Origin of the sequence: Sinomonas mesophila (assembly GCF_001999765.1) — a bacterium.
Classification (GTDB): Bacteria; Actinomycetota; Actinomycetes; order Actinomycetales; family Micrococcaceae; genus Sinomonas; species Sinomonas mesophila.
Genome location: NZ_KV908330.1, coordinates 66740 through 84903 on the forward strand (window position 1 = coordinate 66740; position 18164 = coordinate 84903).

Here is an 18164-nt window from a genome sequence, read left to right on the forward strand (position 1 = left end):
CGTCGGCTCAGGCCTTGCGCGGGTTCACGACGGCGTCGACCACGGCGAGGACAGCCTCTACGGTCTGCTCGAAGTCCAGGTCGGAGGAGTCCACGGTGAACACCCCGTCGGCTGCCATCGTGAAGCTCGCGACCGTGGAATCCTTGGCGTCCCGCCCGACGACCTGCGCCTTGAGCTCCTCGGCGCTCTGCGTCCCGCCGAGCTGCTCGCCGCGGCGGCGCATGCGCGCCTCCTCGGAGGCCGTGAGCAGGAGCCGCACCTCGGCGTCGCGCGCCACCACGGTCGTGATGTCGCGGCCCTCGACGACCATGCGGCGGCCGTGCGCGGCGATGAGCGCGCGCTGGCGGCGGATGAGCTCGTCCCGCACGCCGAGGTTGGTCGCGACGGCGCTCACCGAGGCCGAGATGTGCGGCTCCCGGATCGCCTCCGTGACGTCCTGCCCGCGGACGATGACGCGCTCCCCGTCGGCGCTCGTGCCCAGCTCGAGGTCCAGGACACGCGCGGCGGCCTCGACGAGGGCGCCGTCCTTCAGATCGACCCCGCGGTCGAGGCAGTCCCACGTCACGGCCCGGTACATCGCGCCCGTGTCCAGGTACGCGAGCCGCAGTCGACGCGCGACCTCCTTGGACACGCTCGACTTGCCCGAGCCGGAGGGGCCGTCGATCGCGATGACGAGCGGGCGGCCGACGCGCAGCGGCTCGCCCGCGGGCCCGCCGATCCTCACGCTCGTGCCCCGCTCCGTGCTCTGCGACCAGTTGCCCTGCCGGCTCTCCGAGGTCGTCATTGCAGAACCCGCCATCCGCGCCCCTCCAGTTCCTCAACCAGTGAATCGTGCTTGCTCGGGAGCACGGAGATCTCCACCATGCCCACGTTGCGGCCCGACGAGTGGTCGAGCCGCAGGTCTTCGAGGTTGACGCCGATCTCGCCGATCTCCGTCAGCAGGCGCGCGATCTGCCCCGGCCGGTCGTCGACCAGCACGGTGAGCCACGCGAAGGCCTGCGGCGGGCCGCCGTGCTTGCCCGGGATGCGGGCCTGGCCGGCGTTGCCCTCGCTCATGAGCTGGGCGAGGTCGAGCCGCGCGCCCGGGGCCTCGGGCGCCTCGAGCGTCGCGATGAGCCGCTCGACGTCCTCGCGCACGCCGTACAGGTGCTCCACGAGCCTGGACGCGTTCGCGCCCAGGATCTGCACCCACAGCCCCGGGTCGGACGCGGCAATGCGCGTCGTGTCCCGCAGTCCGTTCCCGGCGAGGGCGAGCAGGCGCAGGTCGGTGCCCTGCAGCCGGCTCGCGAGCAGGGAGGACATGACCTGCGGGAGGTGGCTCACGAGCGCGACGGCCTCGTCGTGCTCGTCGGCGCCGAACTCGAGGACGATTCCGCCGAGGTCGGCGCCGAGCGCCTTGGCCGTGCGCACGGCCTCGGGGCTCGCCCCGGGGTGCGCGCAGACGACCCACGGCATCGAGGTGAAGAGCTCCCCGCGGGCCGCGACCGGACCGGACTTCTCCCGGCCAGCCATGGGGTGGGTACCGACGTAGCGGGACAGGTCGGCCCCGCGCTCGGCGAGCTGCGCGAGAACCCCCGCCTTGACGCTGGCGATGTCGACGACGACGGCGCGCGGCCAGCGCGCGAGCGAGCGCTCGACGACGTCGGCCGTCACGTCCGGCGGCGCGGCGACCACGACCAGCTCCGGCTGGACGGCGCCACGGCCCTCGGGCACTGGGCTCATCTCCGAGACCGGCCGGCCCGCGCCGATGTCGACGGCAATGGCTTGGTTGGTCGGCGAGGGGTCCTCGAGGAAGACGGGCACGCCGCGGTGCTCAAGCCCGAGTCCGATGCTCGTCCCGAGCAGCCCCGTGCCGATGACGACGATCGGCCCGTGCAGATGTGTGATCGACATGCTCCGCTCCCCGGCCTAGAGGCCGACCGCCGCCAGGAGGTGGCCGACCTCCTGCTTGCCGAGCTTGCGGATGGTGCCCTGACGCTGGTCGCCGAGGCCGATCGGGCCGATCTTCGCGCGCACGAGGCGCTGGACGGGGAAGCCCACCGCGTCGAACATGCGCCGCACGATCCGGTTCTTGCCCGAGTGCAGCACGACCTCGACGAGCACGAAGCCCGGGGTCGAGTCGACGAGCCGGAACGAGTCGACCTTCGCGAGGCCGTCCTCGAGCTCGACGCCGCGGCGCAGCTGGTTGCCGATGCCCTGCGGCATCGGGCCGCGGACCTGGACCACGTAGGTCTTGGGCACCTCGTAGGAGGGGTGCGTGAGGCGGTTCGCGAGCTCGCCGTCGTTCGTGAGCAGGAGCAGGCCCTCGGTGTTGGTGTCGAGGCGGCCGACATGGAAGAGCCGCTCGGGCGAGCCGGGGCGCAGGTAGTCCGAGATGCAGGGGCGGCCCTCGGGGTCGTCCATGGTCGAGACGACGCCGCGCGGCTTGTTGAAGGCCATGTAGACGAGGTGCTCGTCGGTCTGGACCCGAACGCCGTCGACGTGGATGACGTCCGTCTCGGGGTTCACGCGGGTGCCGAGCTCGGTCACGATCTGGCCGTTGACCTCCACGCGGCCCTCGATGATGAGTTCCTCGCAGACGCGGCGGGACGCGACGCCCGCGTTCGCCATGGCCTTCTGGAGGCGGACGCCCTCATTGCTCATCTCCTCGCGGGTGCGCGGCCTGTGCTGCGGGAGCGGTGCCGGAGACTTGCGCGGCGTTTCCTTGCGGACCGGGCCGAGGTTCTTGCCGAAGCGCTCGCCCTTGAAGGGGGCCGCGCCCGAGCCCTTGGGCAGGGGCCGCTCGCCCCGCTTGCGGGCGGGCTGCTTGGGGGCGCCCTTCGCGCCGCCGCGGGCGGCGTTGCCGCGCCCTGTACCGGCGCCCTGGGCGCCGCCGGCATTCCTGCCGGCGTTGCCCGCGCCCGGCGCTCCTGCGCGCCGTCCGTTGTTGCGTGGTGAACCCTGGCGTCCCGCCTGTGTCATGACCCGGCCTTTTCGATCTTTTCGATATGCAACGTTCTCAACCGAACGATGTGTCTGGGAAAGGGGCGAATGCCCGCCAACAAGGATACCGGATCAGCCTGCCGGGCCCCCGTAGGCCCCCTCGATGTCCGCGATCGCCTCGAGCCCCGGCAGGTGCGGCGAGATCCGCGGCAGCTCGGCGACGGAGCCGATCCCGAGCCGCTCGAGGAAGTACGACGTCGTGCGGTACAGGATCGCTCCCGACTCCGGGTCCGTGCCGGCCTCCTCGACGAGGCCCCGGGTCACGAGCGTCTTCACGACGGAGTCCACGTTGACGCCGCGGATGGCGGCAATGCGCGCACGGCCCACCGGCTGGCGGTAGGCGATGACGGCGAGGGTCTCGAGGGCGGCCTGGGTGAGCCGCGCCGTCTGCCCCTCGAGCACGTGCCTCGAGACGATGTCCGCGAACTCGGGCCGCGAGTAGAACCTCCACCCGCCGGCGATTCTGCGCAGCTCGAACCCGCGCCCGGCGGCGTCGTACTCCGCGGCGAGCGCGCGCAGGAGGCCCTCGACCTCGGGCTCGGCGAGCTCGAGCGTCGCGGCGAGCTCCGCGGTGCCGATCGGCTCGTCGACCACCATGAGCACCGCCTCGAGCGCCGCCGCCCTGCGGTCATCCTGCATGCTGCTCCTCTCCCGCCAGGGACTGGGCGTCCCCGGACGCTTCGTCCTCGTACTCCTCGCTGAGCCGCTCCGCCGTCCAGCCCTCGCCCGCCGTCCAGCGCACGCTCAGCTCGGCGAGCGGGCCCGCCTGCTCGAACGCGACGGCGCGGTCGCGGAAGAGCTCGAGCAGCGCGAGGAAGCGCGCCACGACGAGCAGCCGCGAGTCGGCGTCGGACGTCAGGGCACGGAAGCTGAGCGGGCCCGAGGCGCGCAGCCGCACGCCGAGGAGCTCCGCCTGCTCGCGCACGCTCACGGGCGGCGCGTGCAGGTGCTCGATCCCGACCTCCGACGGCGGGGCCTCCCTGGGCGCGAAGGCGCCGGCGGCAAGCGCGGCGAACTGCTCGGGCGTGTGCCGCCACACGAGCTCCGGCAGCAGGGCCGCGAACGCCGGCTCGAGGCTCACCGAGCGCGGGTAGCGCCGGCCCTCCGCCTCGAGCGTCTGGCCGAAGATCCCGGCGATCTCCTTGAACGCCTTGTACTGCAGGAGCCGCGCGAAGAGCAGGTCCCGGGCCTCGAGCCGGGCCACGTCCTCCTCGTCCTCGACCTCCCCGGCGGGCAGGAGCCGGGCGGCCTTGAGGTCCAGGAGGGTCGCGGCGATGACGAGGAACTCGCTCGCCTCGTCCAGCGCCCAGTCCTCCCCCTTGGCCCGGAGGGCGCGGATGTAGGCGATGAAGTCGTCCGTGACGGTCGCGAGCGCCACCTCGGTGACGTCGAGGCGGCGCTTCGCGATGAGGCCGAGCAGGAGGTCGAAGGGGCCCGTGAAGTTCTCGAGGCGGACCTCGAAGCCCGGCCGGCCGGGGGCCGGCTCCGGGAGCTCCTCGCTAGGGAGCGCCACCGCGGGCCACGAGCTCGCGCGCGAGCCGGCGGTAGGCCTCGGCACCGGAGTGGTTCGACGCGTACTGCGTGATCGGCTCGGCCGCGACGGTCGCGTCCGCGAACTTGATCGTGCGCTTGATGACCGTGTCAAAGACCTTGTCCCCGAAGGCCTCGACGAGGCGGGCGAGGACCTCGCGGGTGTGGAGGGTCCGCGCGTCGTACATCGTCGCGAGCACGCCGTCGACGACGAGCCGGGGGTTGAGCCGGTCTTGGACCTTCTCGATCGTCTCGACGAGCAGGGCCACGGCCCGCAGGGCGAAGAACTCGCAGATGAGCGGGATGATGACACCGTGCGCCGCCGTGAGCGCGTTGACGGTCAGGAGGCCGAGGGAGGGCTGGCAGTCGATGAGAATGAGATCGTACTCGTCCTCGACGTTGCGCAGCGCCCCCGCGAGGACCTGTTCGCGGGCCACCTCCGTGACGAGCTGGACCTCGGCGGCGGAGAGGTCGATGTTGGCCGGCAGGAGATCGAGGCCCTCGACGTTGGTCCTGCGGATCGCCTCGTGGACGTCGGTGTGCCGGTCCATCATGACGTTGTAGACGGTGGTCTCGAGCTCGTGGGGGTTGATGCCCAGGCCCGCGGAGAGCGCGCCCTGCGGGTCGAAGTCCACGAGGAGTACGCGGCGGCCGTACTCGGCGAGCGCCGCCGCCAGGTTGATGGCCGAGGTCGTCTTGCCGACCCCGCCCTTCTGGTTGACCATCGCGATGATGCGGGCCGGGCCGCGGGAGCCCAGCGGGGTGGGTTCAGGGAACTCGCGCAACGGGCGGCCCGTCGGGCCGAGGGCCGCGTCCCCGAGCTCCTCCGAGATGTCCTCGAGAGTCATTGACCCCTGATCGTTGCTCACGTATCCATCCACACTTTCGGTATCGCTGGCCTGCGGTTCCTTGATGCCAGCGTACACACGCGCGACACGCATTCCGCCGAACCTTGAAGGGATGGCCCCACGGCGAGCCTTACCCTCAACCTGAGCCTCAAGGTTCCCCCGGCTGCGGGTCTGACACGCCCAAGGGCCGCCCCCGAGGAGCCACACTGTGCAGAGTGTGGCTCCAGGGAGGCGGCCCGGGCTACGGCGGAGGACACCGCCGCAGGCTCAGTGGCCGGCTCAGGCGCGGGCGTACTCGCGGTCCGCGGTGGGCTGCTGGGCGTCCGCCGGCTGGCCGGGGATGTCCTCGACCTCGGGCTCGGAACCGTGGCCGTGCCCGGCGAGCATCGTGCTCTCGTCGAACGGGCGGGCCCCGGAGAGCACCTCGCCGACACGCTCGCGGTCGATCTCCTTGGTCCACGTGCCCATGAGGACGGTGGCGACGGCGTTGCCCGTGAAGTTGGTCAGGGCGCGCGCCTCGGACATGAACCGGTCGATGCCGACGATGAAGGACACGCCGCCCACGAGGTGCGGGGCGTGGGCCTGCAGGCCGCCCGCGAGGGTCGCGAGGCCAGCGCCGGTGACGCCCGCTGCGCCCTTCGAGGCGATGATCATGAAGACCAGGAGGCCGATCTGCTCGCCGAGGGCGAGCGGGGTGCCCATCGCCGTCGCGATGAAGAGCGAGGCCATGGTCAGGTAGATCGCCGTGCCGTCGAGGTTGAACGAGTAGCCCGTTGGGACGGTGACGCCGACGACCGGCTTCGAGACGCCGAGGTGCTCCATCTTCGCGATGAGCCGCGGCAGGGCCGCCTCGGAGGACGAGGTCGAGACGATGATGAGGTACTCCCGGCCCAGGTACTTCATGAGCTTGAACAGATTCACGCCGGAGACGAGCTTCAGGAGCGTGCCGAGGACGACCACGATGAACAGGGCGCACGTGATGTAGAAGGCGATCATCAGCGTGGCGAGGCTCATCACGGCCTGCCACCCGGTCGCGCCGACGACGGCGGCGATCGCGCCGAACGCGCCGATGGGGGCGAGCCACATGATCATGATGAGGATGCGGAAGATGAGGGCCTGGGCTTGGCGGATGAACTCGAGGAGCATCGCACCGGTCTTGCCCATGCGCTGGAGCGCGAAGCCGACGAGGAGCGCGATGAAGAGCGTCTGGAGGATCTCGCCCGAGGTCAGCGAGGAGAGCATCGTCTTGGGGATGATGCCGAGCAGGAAGTCGGTCGTGCCCTTCGACTCGCCCGCCTGGTAGGTCGCGTTGGCGAGGTTGAGGCCCTCGCCCGGGTGGACGATGTTGCCGACGACGAGGCCGATGCCGAGCGCGAACGTGCTCATGGCCAGGAAGTAGAGGAGCGCCAGGCCGCCGACGCGCCCGACCGTCCTTGCCTTGGCGATCGAGCCGATGCCCAGGACGATCGTGCAGAAGATGACCGGGGCGATCATCATCTTGATGAGGCCCACGAACGCGTCGCCCACGGGCTTGAGGCTTGCGGCGAAGCCCTCCTTGCCCGGGAACAGGAGGCCGACCGCGACGCCGAGCACGACGGCGACGATGACGGCGATGTAGAGGAAGTGCGTCTTGTCGACCGGCTTCTTGGACCGGGCCGGCGCGGGCGCCGCTGGCGACATTGCCACGGTGATCTCCTTGGTACTTTGTGGGGTGCCCCCCCTGGGGCCGTTTCCACCACTACTGTGGGGCAGGCTGTGACAGGGGTCACCGTTGCGGTCATATTGGTCACAGGTGACGTTCGTGCCGAGGAGGGCCGATGAAGAAGCTGAGCCTCGCGAACAGGCTCCTGGCGATCCTCGTCCTCGCCGTCGCCGCGCTCACTGCGTTCATCGGCACAGCCATGGTGCTCGACGCACGCAACCAAACCCACGAGCAGGCCGGCCGGCGCACGCTCGCCGTCGCCGAAGCCATCGCGGACAGTCCCTTCGTCATCGACGCTGCCGCGCGGTCCGGGACGCAGGACCCAACGCCTGCGCTCCAGCCCTACGCGGCCCAGCTCACGGCGGATGCGGGGCTGGACTTCGTGACGATCATGGCCCCTGACCGGACACGCTGGACCCACGCGAACCCCGAGCAGATCGGCGGCAAGTACATCGGCAGCGTTGACGACGCGCTCGCTGGCCGCCCCCTGACCGAGACGTTCGAGGGGACGCTCGGGCTCTCGGTGCGTTCGATCGTCCCCATCCTCTCCGCCGACGGGAGCGTCCTCGGCATGGTCTCGGCGGGCGTGCGTGTGAGCGCCCTCGACGTCGCCCTGGCTGGCCGCCTCCCCGCGGTCCTCGCGGTGGCCGCCGCGGTGCTCGCGCTCGGCGTCGTCGGCTCGGTCGTCCTCGGCCGGTATCTGGCCTCCGTGACGCGCGGCTACGGCCCCGAGCAGCTCGGCCAGCTCTTCGCCTACTACGAGTCGGTGCTGCATTCGGTGCGCGAGGGGGTGATCCTCGTGGACCGGTCGGGGCGCGTCGTCATCCGCAACGACCAGGCCTCGCGCCTGCTCGGGCTCTCGGACGCGGACGACGCCGGCCCCTCCTCGGCGGCGCCCGTTGCCGCGCGGCTCGACGAGCTCGGCCTCCCGGAGAGCCTCCGGGAGCTGCTCGCGAGCGGCCGGACGGCGCACGACGAGATCCACGTGACCGCGGACAGGGTCCTCGTCGTGAACCAGGAGCCCGCGCTCAGCCACGAGGGCCGGCGGACGAGGGTGCTCGGCGCCGTCGCGACCCTGCGCGACCGGACGGAGATCGAGGCCCTCGGGAGCGAGCTCGAGACGATGCGCACGCTCTCCGACGCGCTTCGGAGCCAGACCCACGAGCACGCCAACCGGCTGCACACGATCGTGTCCCTGCTCGAGCTCGGCCGGACCGAGCAGGCTCTCTCCTTCGCCACCGAGGACCTGCACCTGAGCCAGTCCCTGGCCGACGAGCTCGTCGTCTCGCTGGACGAGCCCGTGCTCGCCGCGCTCGTCATGGGCAAGGCGGCGCAGGCCAACGAGCGCGGCGTCCGGCTCGACGCCGAGGCCACGGACTCGCTCGCCGGGACGGGGGTCGCCGCGCAGGACCTCGTGACCGTCGTCGGGAACCTCGTGGACAACGCGATCGACGCCGCCGCGTCCGGCGAGGCGCCCCGCTGGGTCTCGCTCGAGATCGCGGTGGAGGAGGCCGCCGTCGTCATCGAGGTGGCCGACAGCGGGCCGGGCGTGCCCGAGGAGGAGGCCGAGGCGGTGCTGCGCTACGGATACTCGACCAAGCCGCACAGCGGCCAGGGCAGGGGGCTGGGCCTCGCGCTCGTCTCCCGCACGGTGAACCGGCTGGGCGGAACGCTCACGCTGGGCCGGCGTCAGGGCGCCGTCTTCACCGTCATGCTGCCGACCAAGGAGGCCACACCGTGAGGGACCTGCGGGTTCTCGTCGTCGAGGACGAACTGATCGCCGCGGACGCCCACGCGGCGTACGTGGGCCGGGTGGAGGGGTTCGTGCACGCTGGGACGGCGCACGACGGCGCGTCCGCCCTGCGGCTGGCCGGCGAGCTGGCGGCGGCGGGGACGCCCGTGGATCTCGTGCTCCTGGACATGAACCTCCCGGACCTCCACGGCCTCGACGTCGGCAGGAGGCTGCGGGCGGCGGGCCACGCCGTCGACATCATCGCGATCACGGCGGTGCGCGAGCTGCCGATCGTGCGCCGGGCGATCTCCGTGGGGGTCGTGCAGTACCTCATCAAGCCGTTCACCTTCGCCGCGTTCGCGGAGCGGCTCGAGCACTACCGCCGCTACCACGAGGCGCTCAGCGCCGCCGGGCGCACGGCGTCCCAGAGCGCCGTGGACGAGGCCCTCTCGGCGCTGCGCGCGCCCATCCCGCAGCCGCTGCCCAAGGGCCTGTCCCAGGAGACCCTCGAGTCCATCCGCCAGTACCTGCGCTCGCGCGGGACGGCCGTCTCCGCGGCTGAACTGACGGAGGCCGTGGGCGTCTCCCGGGTCACCGCGCGGCGCTACCTCGAGCATCTGGCGGACGCGGGAGAGCTTACGCGCTCGGCACGCTACGGCACCCCGGGCCGCCCCGAGAAAGAGTATCGCTGGGCTGGCTGACCACCCGGCCCCGAGCACTCGGACGGGCCGCACAGCTACTGCCCTTCGGGGCCGCCCCGCTACTGCCCTTCGGGGCCGCCCGGGCCTACCTTTGAAGCAGGAGGGCCGCCGCCCGGGCGGCCCCCGTCACCGGGAAGGAGCCGCCATGAGCCAGGACACCGAGGGCGCCATCGCCGACGAGGAACCGGAGCGCACCACGCCGGACGTCTCCACGATCCCCGACGGCTCGGGCAACGACCGCGACCCGGACGAGTCCGAGGACGAGCGCTTCGACGCAGGCTGACGGCGGCCCGCGGGGCAGCCGTCAGGCCTCACGGTCGCGATGAGGGGGCCACACAGAGAGGACGAGCCATGACCCACAGCCTCGACTACGGCGACACCGAGGACGACGACCTCACCGAGCCCCTTGACGGGCGGGACAGCCAGGCCCCCGAGGGATCGAGTGACAACCCCGAGACGATGGAGGAGATCGACCCGCTGCACGATCCGCGGCGGCTCATCGAGCTCGACGCCGAAGAGGGGGAAAGCCCCGAGGCCGAGCTCGACGTCGAGGAGGAGAACCCGGACATCGAGCTCGGAATCGACTGACGCCGGACGGCAAAGGGCCGCCGGGGCTTGTGCCCCGGCGGCCCTTTCGTGTGCGCTCCCGGGGGACTGCTGGGGCAACCAAGTAGTCTGCGCCGGAAATTCGGGTACTTGGAAGGGCAGGTCAAGTGGTGCCCCAGGTGGATATCTCAAATACATTGCATTTGGAGGGGATTTTCTCCTCGCCGCGCATGTAGCTATCCATCCAGACGACCCACGAATTTGCTTTCTTTTGGGGGAGCCGCCAGTGAACTACGCCTCACATAGCCCGCCCGGGGCCGCCGCCGGCTAACGCCGGCCCACTGACGGCCCGCTTGGGCAGCAACACCTCGTCCGTACAGGCGGAATGCGCCGCCCTACGGCGATCTCGCGCACCCTCGTGCGCATTATTTCGCTTTCCTCCATCATTCCTTCCTTTATTGCGCCCTAAATTCCCAGGAGGCATCCAAATGAAAAGACAACTGCGGGGGGCAGTCATCGGCCTCCCCCTCCTCGTAGGTCTCATCACCGTCAATGGCCCCGCGTCCCAGGCCGCGGAGGGGGACCCCCCCGAAAGCGGCGTGGTCACTACTGCCGATTCCGGCACCGGAGCGGGGGATCCGCACTCTGACCCTGGGAACGTCACTGCCGATCCTCACACCGGGCCCCTCAACAACAACGGCAACGGCGTCGGCGAGGGCGACCCGCACGGAGGCGGCAGCACCGGCGGCCTCATCCCCACTGACCCCGGCGGCGGGGGCGGGGGCGGCGGCTGGGGCGCCGCGCCGGCCGACCCGGGCACCGGCGGCGGTGGCGGGGGCGCCGCCCCGACCGACCCGGGCAGCGACGGCGGTGGCGGCGGCTGGGGCGCCGCCCCGACCGACCCGGGCACCGGCGGCGGGGGCGGCGGCTGGGGCGCCGCCCCCACCGACCCGGGCAGCAACGGCGGGGGCGGCGCTCCCACCGACCCCGGCAGCAACGGCGGCGGCGGCGCCCCCACCGACCCCGGCAGCAACGGCGGCGGCGGCGCCCCCACCGACCCCGGCAGCAACGGCGGCGGCAACGGCGGCGGCGCCCCCACCGACCCCGGCAGCAACGGCGGCGGCAACGGCGGCGGCGCCCCCACCGACCCCGGCAGCAACGGCGGCGGCAACGGCGGCGGCGCTCCCACCGACCCCGGCAGCAACGGCGGCGGCAACGGCGGCGGCGGAAACGGCAACGGCGGAAACGGCAACGGCGGCAACGGCGGCGGCGGAAACGGCAACGGCACCCCGCCCACCGATCCCGGCAGCAACGGCAACGGCGGCAACAATGGCAACGCCGGCGGGAACGGCAACGGCAACGGCAACGGCCACAACGGCGGCGACACGACCACGGATCCCGGTGACGAGACCGGCACCGGCGGAGACACAGAGACGCCCGGCTCGGACTCGACCGACACGGAGAGCACTGGTACCGACACCAACACTGAGAACACCGAAACCGGCACGAACACCTCGGAGCAGGACGAGACCGAGACTCCGGTGCTGCCGCTCGAGGACGAGTCCACTCCCGTCGTCGTGTCCACGCAGGCCTCGCACAACATCGACGAGCTTCCCGAGACCGGCATCGACCTCGTGTGGCAGCTGGGGGCCGCGACCGGGCTCATCCTGGGCGGGTCGGCTATGACCCTGCGGCCCAAGCCTCGGCGGCAGCCCCGCCACCGGGCATAGCCTCTGCCTACTGGCCCAACCGTGGCGGCTCCTGTAACGTGATGGACGTAGTCGTTGTGTTTCGCATTAAGTCTGTACGCAAGGCCAGCCTCCGCCGGAGGCCGGGTGTGTGTCTGCTGGGCGGTACTGGACACCGCTGCAAGCAGTCCCGAAATACGGGATCCTGCACCCGTCCTAGGAGGACAAAATGGCAACTGGCACCGTCAAGTGGTTCAACAGCGAAAAGGGCTTCGGCTTCATCGCCCCGGACGACAACTCCGCCGACATCTTCGTGCACTTCTCCGCGATCGAGTCCACGGGCTACCGCGAGCTCCAGGAGGGCCAGAAGGTCGAGTTCGAGGCCCAGCAGGGTCCGAAGGGCCTCCAGGCCGCGAAGGTCCGCGCCATCTGACTCCGTTCCGCATTGATTGACTGTCGGCCCGCGTGACCGACGTCGATCCCCGCAAGGGCCGGCAGCCTCAGGCTGCCGGCCCTTCCGCGTCTCCACGATCTGCGTCTCCACGATCTGCGGGTTCCCAGCCCTCGGGTCTCATCGGCATCGTGCTCGCGGCGGGCGCCGGGCGGCGCATGGGCCGCCCCAAGGCGCTGGTCGCGGACGACGCCGGCCCCTGGCTCGAGCGCGCCGTGCGCCTCCTGCTCGGGGCGGGCTGCGGGCGGGTCCTCGCAGTTCTGGGAGCCTCCGCTGCCGAGGCCGCGCGCCTCCTCCCCGACGATCCGCGGGTGAGCGCCGTGGTCGCAACCGAGTGGGCGGAGGGCGTGGGCGCGTCGCTGCGCGCGGGGCTCGAGGCCGCCGCGACCGTCACGGACGGCATCGGGAACGCGCCGTCGGCCGCCCTCGTGACGCTCGTCGACCTGCCCTGGCTCGAGGCCGAGGCCTTCGCCCGGGTCGCCGGGGCGGGGTCGGGGCCAGCGGACCTCCGCCGGGCGATGTACGCCGGCAGGCCGGGGCACCCCGTGCTCATCGGGCGCGACCACTGGGCCCCGCTGGGCGAGTCTCTGGCCGGGGACACCGGCGCGGGCCCCTACCTCGCCGCCCACGGCGCGGTCGCCGTCGACTGCTCGGGCCTCGGCGGCGACCGCGATCAGGACGAACCCCTCCGAGGAAACCCCGCAGGTCGTCCTAAACGCTAACCGTTCTCATTTGTGTTAGCGTACGGGCATGCTCTCACCTGATCTGGGGCGATTCGCCCTGCCCACAGCCACGCTCCGTGGCGGCGTCGTGGCCGCCGCCCTCACCGCCGTCTTCGCCCTGAGCGCGTGCGGCGGGCCCGCCCCCGCGTCCTCGGCCGAGAGCGCGTCCCCCGCCGCCTCGGCGGGTGCCAAGGCGGCAGAGCGCTCCCGCGCGATGCCGCGGCTCGTCCTCACGACGGAGGGCGGGCTCATGACCCTCAACGCCGCGACCCTCGAGCCCGTGGGCGAGACCGTGCCGCTCGATGGCTTCCTCAGGATCAACCCGGCCGGGGACGGGCGGCACGTGCTCGTGTCCACCGAGCGCGGCTTCGAGGTGTTCGACGCCGGCACCTGGGGCGAGCCGCACGGGGACCACGACCACTTCTACACGTGGGCCCCCCGCCTGACCGGCACGGTGTTCGACGCCGACCACCCGGGCCACGCGGTCCACCACGCCGGCAGCACAGCGCTCTTCGCCGACGGCACGGGCGAGGTCACGGTGTTCGACCCCGCGGGGCTCCAGGACGGCGCGCCGGAGGCGAAGGTCTCGCGCACGCCGGAGGCCCACCACGGCGTGGCGGTCCCGCTGCCCGAGGGCGGCCTGCTCACGACCCGCAGCCACGGCGAGAAGCGCGTCGGCATCACGGTGCTGGCGGCGGACGGGACCGAGGCGGCGTCGTCCGAGGACTGCCCCGGGACCCACGGCGAGGCCACCGCGGCAGGCGCCGTCGTCGTCGGCTGCACGGACGGCGCACTCGTCTACAGCGGCGGGCAGATCCGCAAGGTCCAGGCCCCGGACGCCTACGGCCGGATCGGGAACCAGTCCGGCAGCGAGCACTCCCCGATCGTCCTCGGGGACTACAAGGTCGACAAGGACGCGGAGCTCGAGCGGCCCACCCGGATCAGCCTCATCGACACCCGCACCGCGTCCCTGCGGCATGTCGAGCTCGGCACCAGCTACTCGTTCCGCTCGCTCGGGCGCGGACCGGCCGGCGAGGCGCTCCTCCTCGGCACCGACGGCGGCCTTCGGGTCATCGACCCCGAGACGGGCGCCGTGGCGCGCACCATCCCGGTCGTCGCCCCGTGGACCGAGTCCGAGACGTGGCAGGACCCGCGCCCCACGCTGTTCGTCCAGGGCTCGACGGCGTACGTCACCGAGCCGGCGGCGCGGCGGCTGCACGCCGTCGACCTCGCAACGGGAGCGGTGGTCAAGACCGCCGAGCTGCCCGCCGTGCCGAACGAGATCACAGGTGTGACCGGCACGGCCAGCTGAGCAGTATTGCCGGTCATGCGCGAGCGGCCCGGGCCCGGCATTGCCGTACCCGGGCCGCTCGCGTGTTCGCCGGTGCCTCTAGCCGAACAGCTTGCCCCAGCGCGGGTCCAGCAGCGGCGCGCCGGCGAGCTGCAGGCAGCGCCACAGCGTCACGGCGACGGAGTCGAGCACGGGAACGCCGGTGCGCTCCTCGAGCTCGGCCGCGACCGGCGCGCCGTAGAGGTTCGTGCAGAGGAACACGAGCGCGTCCGGGCGGTCCGCGGCGAGCTCGAGCGACCCCGGCACGATCTCGGCCGGGGCCACGCGCCCGAAGGACTCGTTGTCGCTCAGGCCGAGGAACCGGTGCCCGCTCGTGCGAATCCCCTCCTCTGCCCAGCGGGCGATCACCTGCAGGTTCACGTCCTGGGTGTACGGGGTGAAGAGGCCGACCGACCCAATGCCGAACTCGGTGAAGGCGTCGAGGTAGGCGAGGGTCGATGTCGTCGCCGGGATCCCGGTCGCGGCGGTGATCTCGGCGGCGATCGTGCGGTCATGGTCCGCGCCGAGCCACGACCCGGAGGTGCCGTTCCACGCGATGACGTCCACATCGGCGGTCGCGAGGAGCTCGGCTGCGGCGCGCATGCCCTCGACGTCGAACTGCCGGTCGGAGCCGACGTCGAGGGCGATGCGCGTGACCGGGATCCGCGTCGAGTGGACCGTGACGTCCTCGCGGGCGCCGAGGATCCGGTAGCTCTGCGGCTCGAGGCACGTGTTCGACGAAGGGACGATCATCCCGATGCGGGCGGGGCGGGCGGTGGTCACGATGGTCAGGCCTCCTGGTCAGCGGAATCGGCGCGGCCGGCGGCGGCCGGGCGCTCGGCGCCCGCGAACGCGGCGGCGAGGACGGGGGCTGGCGCGGGGGCTGGGCCGGGGCTCGGCGCGGCGGCATTCTCCGCCTCGCGGTAGCCGAGGCGGGCGACGTAGCGGCCCACGGGACCGGGATCGTGGAACCCCTCGTCGTCGAGCACGACGCGCCCGCCGGCGACAACGGCCTGCGGCCAGCCGCGGAGCCTGCGGCCGTGGAACGGCGAGAAATCGGTGCCCATGTGCAGCGCGGCCGCGTCGACGGTGCGGGCCTCGTCCGGGTCGAACACGACGAGGTCGGCGTCGAACCCCGGCGCGATGGCCCCCTTGCCCGGAAGCGCGTTGATCCTGGCCGGGCCGAACGCGAAGAGGTCCACGAAGCGCTCGAGGAGGCGCGCGCCGTCGTCCGCTCCCCCGCCGCCGCCCGTACCGGCCAGGCCGGCCGAAGACGAGGCAGCGGCTTCCGCGAGCGCGGTGAATGCGACGGGCATCCGGGTCTCGACGCCCGGGAGGCCGTGCGGCATCTGCCTGATGTCGTCGGAGCGCTCGCGCTTCTGCGACAGGTCGTAGCTCGAATGGTCGCTCGAGACGGTGTGCACCGAGCCGTCGGCGAACCGCGAGCGCAGGGCAGCGACCGTCTCGGGCGAGCGCATGGGCGGGCAGCACGCGTACCACTCCGGGAAGCGCGAGGAGTAGACGCCGTCGTCGAGCACGAGGTAGTGCGGGCACGTCTCGGAATGCACCGCGAGGCCGCGGGCGCGGGCCTCGGCGACGAGGTCGACCGCGCCGGGAGTCGACTGGTGGACGAAGTACACGGGCGCCCCCGTGTACTCCGCCATCGCGAGGACCTCCCGCACGGAGGCCTCCTCCGCGAGCTCGGGCCGGGTCTCGTGCAGGTGCTCGATCCCGATCCGGCCGGCGTCCGCGTGAGCCTCGGTGCAGTCGGCGACCATCGCGTCGTGCTCGGCGTGGACGTAGGTGAGCCCGTCGAGGCGCACCATCTCGCGCATGACCTTCAGGACCGTGTCGTTCTCGGCCATCGTCGAGCCGCGGTTGGTCATGTACAGCTTCACGGAGCGGATGCCGAGCGCGGCGAGCTCCTCGAGCTGGGCCGGGACGGTCTCGTCCCAGTCGATGACGGACCCGTGGAGGCCGACGTCGCAGCGCGCCTCGCGGGCGAGGGCGAGCTTGGCCTTGGCGGCCTCGAGCGGGGTCTCGGAGGAGTCGCGTGGGATGCCGAAGTCGAGGATCGTCGTCGTGCCGCCCCACAGGGCTGCCGTGGTGGCGGTCGCGTAGTCGTCGAGCGTGCGCCAGCGGCCGGTGACCTGGGCAACGTGGCAGTGGCCGTCGATGCCGCCGGGGATGACGGCGCGGCCGGCAGCGTCGATGGTGCGCGCCGCGGCGGGGACCGGCTCGGAGGCGTCCACGACGGCGGCGATGCGTCCGGCGTCGACCACGACGTGGGCGCGGCGGCTCCCGCCGGCGTTGACGACGAGCCCGTGGGCGACGACAAGGTCGGGCACGGGGGCGCTCACCGGGCACCCGCCGGGAACTCGGATGATGCGGAGGCCACCCGCGATGCCGACGGGGCGGACGAGGCCGTGCGCGCGGCGAGCTGGGCGGCGTCGAGCGCCGCGTCCAGCGCGGGGCTGAGGCCGGCGCGCCGCTTCGCCGGCGGGGCCGCGAAGGAGCCGGCCCGGTGCGGGCCCGAGGCCAGCCCCACGACGGCCTCGGCGAGGCGGATGCCCGCGCCGATCCCGTCGACGACCGGGACCGGGATCTCGTCCGCGACGTCGCGGGCGAGCCCGGCGAGCGGGGCGCCGGCGAGGATGACGACGTCGGCGCCGTCCTCCGCGACGGCGAGCCGCGCGAGCTCGACGAGGGTCGGCCGGAAGTCGTCCTGGACCGAGCCGATGCCGCGCAGGGCCTGCCTGATCGAGCGGATCGACGCGAGGCGGTCCGCGAGGCCGAAGCGCTCGACGCATTCGCGGTACCAGGCGGTGATCCGGTCCGAGATCGCGACGATGGCGAAGCGCTGCCCCTGGAGCGCGGCGGCGCACAGGGCGGCCTCGGTGATGCCGATGACCGGCACGTCCACGAGCTCCTTGAGCGCGGGCATGCCCGGGTCGCCGAAGGCGGCGACGACGACGCCGTCGACCTCGCCCGCGTGCTCGGCGATGAGCTCGGCGACGGCGCCGGCGGCGATGAGCGACTCGAGGCGGGTCTCGATGTACTCGACGCCGTGGCCCGCGGTGCGGACGACGAGCTCGGTGCCCGGGCCTGCCGAGCGCTCGGCCTCGGCCCGGATGAGGTCCGTGACTTCGTCGCTGATGTTCGGATTGATGACCAGAAGTCTCATGGTGTCCCTTGCTTCCCTCCCGGGGCGGCGTGCCGCGCAGGGCGTGCGCGGCTCACGCCGTCCCGGGGAACTGTTCTCTGTACTTCTCGATGTGGTGCACGGACTGCTCTGCCGCCCGGTCCGGGTCCTTCGAGGCGATGGCCTCGTAGAGCTCGCGGTGCTCGCGGACGAGCTCGGGGAGGTCGGAGACGTGCCGGAAGAGCCAGTGCATGCGGCCCTGGAGAGGCTCGAGGGCGCTGCGCAGGAAGCCGTTGTCCGCGATCCGGGTGACCTCGTCGTGGAAACCGCTGTTGGCGCGGTGCGCCTCGGCGACGGCTCCGCGCGCGAGGGCCTCTTCGGCGTCGTCGAGGAGCCGGACGAGGCCCGCGAGGTCCTCGTCGGTGGCCCGCTGGGCCGCGAGCCGGCACGCGAGGACCTCGAGGGAGATGCGCACGTCGAAGAGGTCCGCGACCTCCTTCTCGCTCAGGCTCGCCACGACCATGCCGCGCGAGGCGCGCTCGGCGACGATCCCCTCCTGCCGCAGCATCCGCAGGGCCTCACGGACCGGCAGGCGGGAGACGTTGAACTCGGCCGCGAGGTCCCGCTCGATGAGCCGGGTCCCCGGAGGGTAGTAGCCCTCGAAGATGCGACCCCTGAGGGTGTCGCGGATGTCCTCGCGCAGGGGCCGCTCCCGCTGCGTCTCCTCGGCCGGCTGGGCCATCGTGCGCTCCTCGCTCGCTCGTGGTGGGGCGGTGCCCCGCTGCCTTCG

The 18164-nt window shown here is 72.5% G+C and carries 19 protein-coding genes; 8 read left to right on the plus strand and 11 right to left on the minus strand.

From position 1 onward, the window contains the following. Window positions 1-7 precede the first annotated feature (7 nt). The 7 genes from cmk to BV907_RS09950 form a co-directional block, all read right to left on the minus strand. A complete protein-coding gene (gene cmk / locus BV907_RS09920; protein WP_245827897.1) occupies window positions 8-799 on the minus strand; it encodes a (d)CMP kinase in 792 nt (263 codons plus the stop codon). After that, a complete protein-coding gene (locus BV907_RS09925; RefSeq protein WP_077489566.1) occupies window positions 781-1893 on the minus strand; it encodes a prephenate dehydrogenase in 1113 nt (370 codons plus the stop codon). The genes cmk and BV907_RS09925 overlap by 19 nt, the downstream gene beginning before the upstream one ends. A gap of 15 nt (window positions 1894-1908) precedes the next feature. Then, window positions 1909-2961 carry a pseudouridine synthase gene (locus BV907_RS09930; RefSeq protein ID WP_077489567.1) on the minus strand — a complete coding sequence of 351 codons (1053 nt, stop codon included), beginning with the start codon at window positions 2959-2961 and terminating at the stop codon, window positions 1909-1911. A gap of 93 nt (window positions 2962-3054) precedes the next feature. Continuing rightward, window positions 3055-3621, minus strand: coding sequence for an SMC-Scp complex subunit ScpB (gene scpB / locus BV907_RS09935; RefSeq protein ID WP_077489568.1), 567 nt, complete (start codon window positions 3619-3621; stop codon window positions 3055-3057). Beyond that, a complete protein-coding gene (locus BV907_RS09940) occupies window positions 3611-4495 on the minus strand; it encodes a segregation and condensation protein A (RefSeq protein WP_217697912.1) in 885 nt (294 codons plus the stop codon). The genes scpB and BV907_RS09940 overlap by 11 nt, the downstream gene beginning before the upstream one ends. Next, on the minus strand, window positions 4482-5360 hold the full coding sequence (locus tag BV907_RS09945; RefSeq protein WP_425441622.1) for a ParA family protein: 879 nt from the start codon (window positions 5358-5360) through the stop codon (window positions 4482-4484). Before BV907_RS09945 ends, BV907_RS09940 begins: the two co-directional genes overlap by 14 nt. A 279-nt stretch (window positions 5361-5639) precedes the next feature. Beyond that, a complete protein-coding gene (locus BV907_RS09950) occupies window positions 5640-7040 on the minus strand; it encodes a cation:dicarboxylate symporter family transporter (protein WP_077489571.1) in 1401 nt (466 codons plus the stop codon). 137 nt (window positions 7041-7177) lie between these two features. Here BV907_RS09950 and BV907_RS09955 point away from each other — a divergent pair, with 137 nt between their 5' ends. The 8 genes from BV907_RS09955 (at window position 7178) to aztD (ending at window position 14214) form a co-directional block, all read left to right on the plus strand. Further along, window positions 7178-8803, plus strand: coding sequence for a sensor histidine kinase (locus BV907_RS09955; protein ID WP_077489572.1), 1626 nt, complete (start codon window positions 7178-7180; stop codon window positions 8801-8803). After that, a complete protein-coding gene (locus BV907_RS09960) occupies window positions 8800-9495 on the plus strand; it encodes a response regulator (protein WP_077489573.1) in 696 nt (231 codons plus the stop codon). The genes BV907_RS09955 and BV907_RS09960 overlap by 4 nt, the downstream gene beginning before the upstream one ends. A 145-nt stretch (window positions 9496-9640) precedes the next feature. After that, on the plus strand, window positions 9641-9778 hold the full coding sequence (locus tag BV907_RS18845) for a hypothetical protein (protein ID WP_175637427.1): 138 nt from the start codon (window positions 9641-9643) through the stop codon (window positions 9776-9778). A gap of 68 nt (window positions 9779-9846) precedes the next feature. Beyond that, window positions 9847-10083 carry a hypothetical protein gene (locus BV907_RS09965; protein ID WP_077489574.1) on the plus strand — a complete coding sequence of 79 codons (237 nt, stop codon included), beginning with the start codon at window positions 9847-9849 and terminating at the stop codon, window positions 10081-10083. Window positions 10084-10640: 557 nt separating this feature from the next. After that, window positions 10641-11771 (plus strand): hypothetical protein, encoded by a 1131-nt coding sequence (locus tag BV907_RS09970; protein WP_139346697.1) that lies wholly within the window; start codon window positions 10641-10643, stop codon window positions 11769-11771. Window positions 11772-11958: 187 nt separating this feature from the next. Then, entirely contained in the window at window positions 11959-12162 is a 204-nt protein-coding gene (locus tag BV907_RS09975; RefSeq protein ID WP_077489576.1) for a cold-shock protein, read from the plus strand. A gap of 149 nt (window positions 12163-12311) precedes the next feature. Next, complete coding sequence (locus BV907_RS09980; RefSeq protein ID WP_245827898.1) at window positions 12312-12902, plus strand: nucleotidyltransferase family protein; 591 nt, start codon at window positions 12312-12314, stop codon at window positions 12900-12902. A 28-nt stretch (window positions 12903-12930) separates the two neighbouring features. After that, window positions 12931-14214, plus strand: coding sequence for a zinc metallochaperone AztD (aztD, locus tag BV907_RS09985; RefSeq protein ID WP_077489577.1), 1284 nt, complete (start codon window positions 12931-12933; stop codon window positions 14212-14214). Window positions 14215-14292: 78 nt separating this feature from the next. On the opposite strand, the gene BV907_RS09990 is transcribed toward aztD, so the two are convergent. Genes BV907_RS09990 through BV907_RS10005 form a run of 4 tightly spaced genes read right to left on the minus strand, consistent with a single transcriptional unit; the run spans window position 14293 to window position 18116 of the window. Next, window positions 14293-15015: a maleate cis-trans isomerase family protein gene (locus BV907_RS09990; protein WP_245827899.1), complete on the minus strand. Its 723-nt coding sequence runs from the start codon at window positions 15013-15015 to the stop codon at window positions 14293-14295. Window positions 15016-15020: 5 nt separating this feature from the next. Further along, window positions 15021-16592: an amidohydrolase family protein gene (locus BV907_RS09995; RefSeq protein WP_217697913.1), complete on the minus strand. Its 1572-nt coding sequence runs from the start codon at window positions 16590-16592 to the stop codon at window positions 15021-15023. Continuing rightward, entirely contained in the window at window positions 16589-17416 is an 828-nt protein-coding gene (locus BV907_RS10000; protein ID WP_077489578.1) for an aspartate/glutamate racemase family protein, read from the minus strand. Before BV907_RS10000 ends, BV907_RS09995 begins: the two co-directional genes overlap by 4 nt. Before the next feature lie 52 nt (window positions 17417-17468). Further along, the gene (locus tag BV907_RS10005) at window positions 17469-18116 is read right to left on the minus strand and encodes a GntR family transcriptional regulator (RefSeq protein ID WP_077489579.1); all 648 of its coding nucleotides are present in this window, start codon (window positions 18114-18116) and stop codon (window positions 17469-17471) included. Between the last annotated feature and the right edge of the window lie 48 nt (window positions 18117-18164).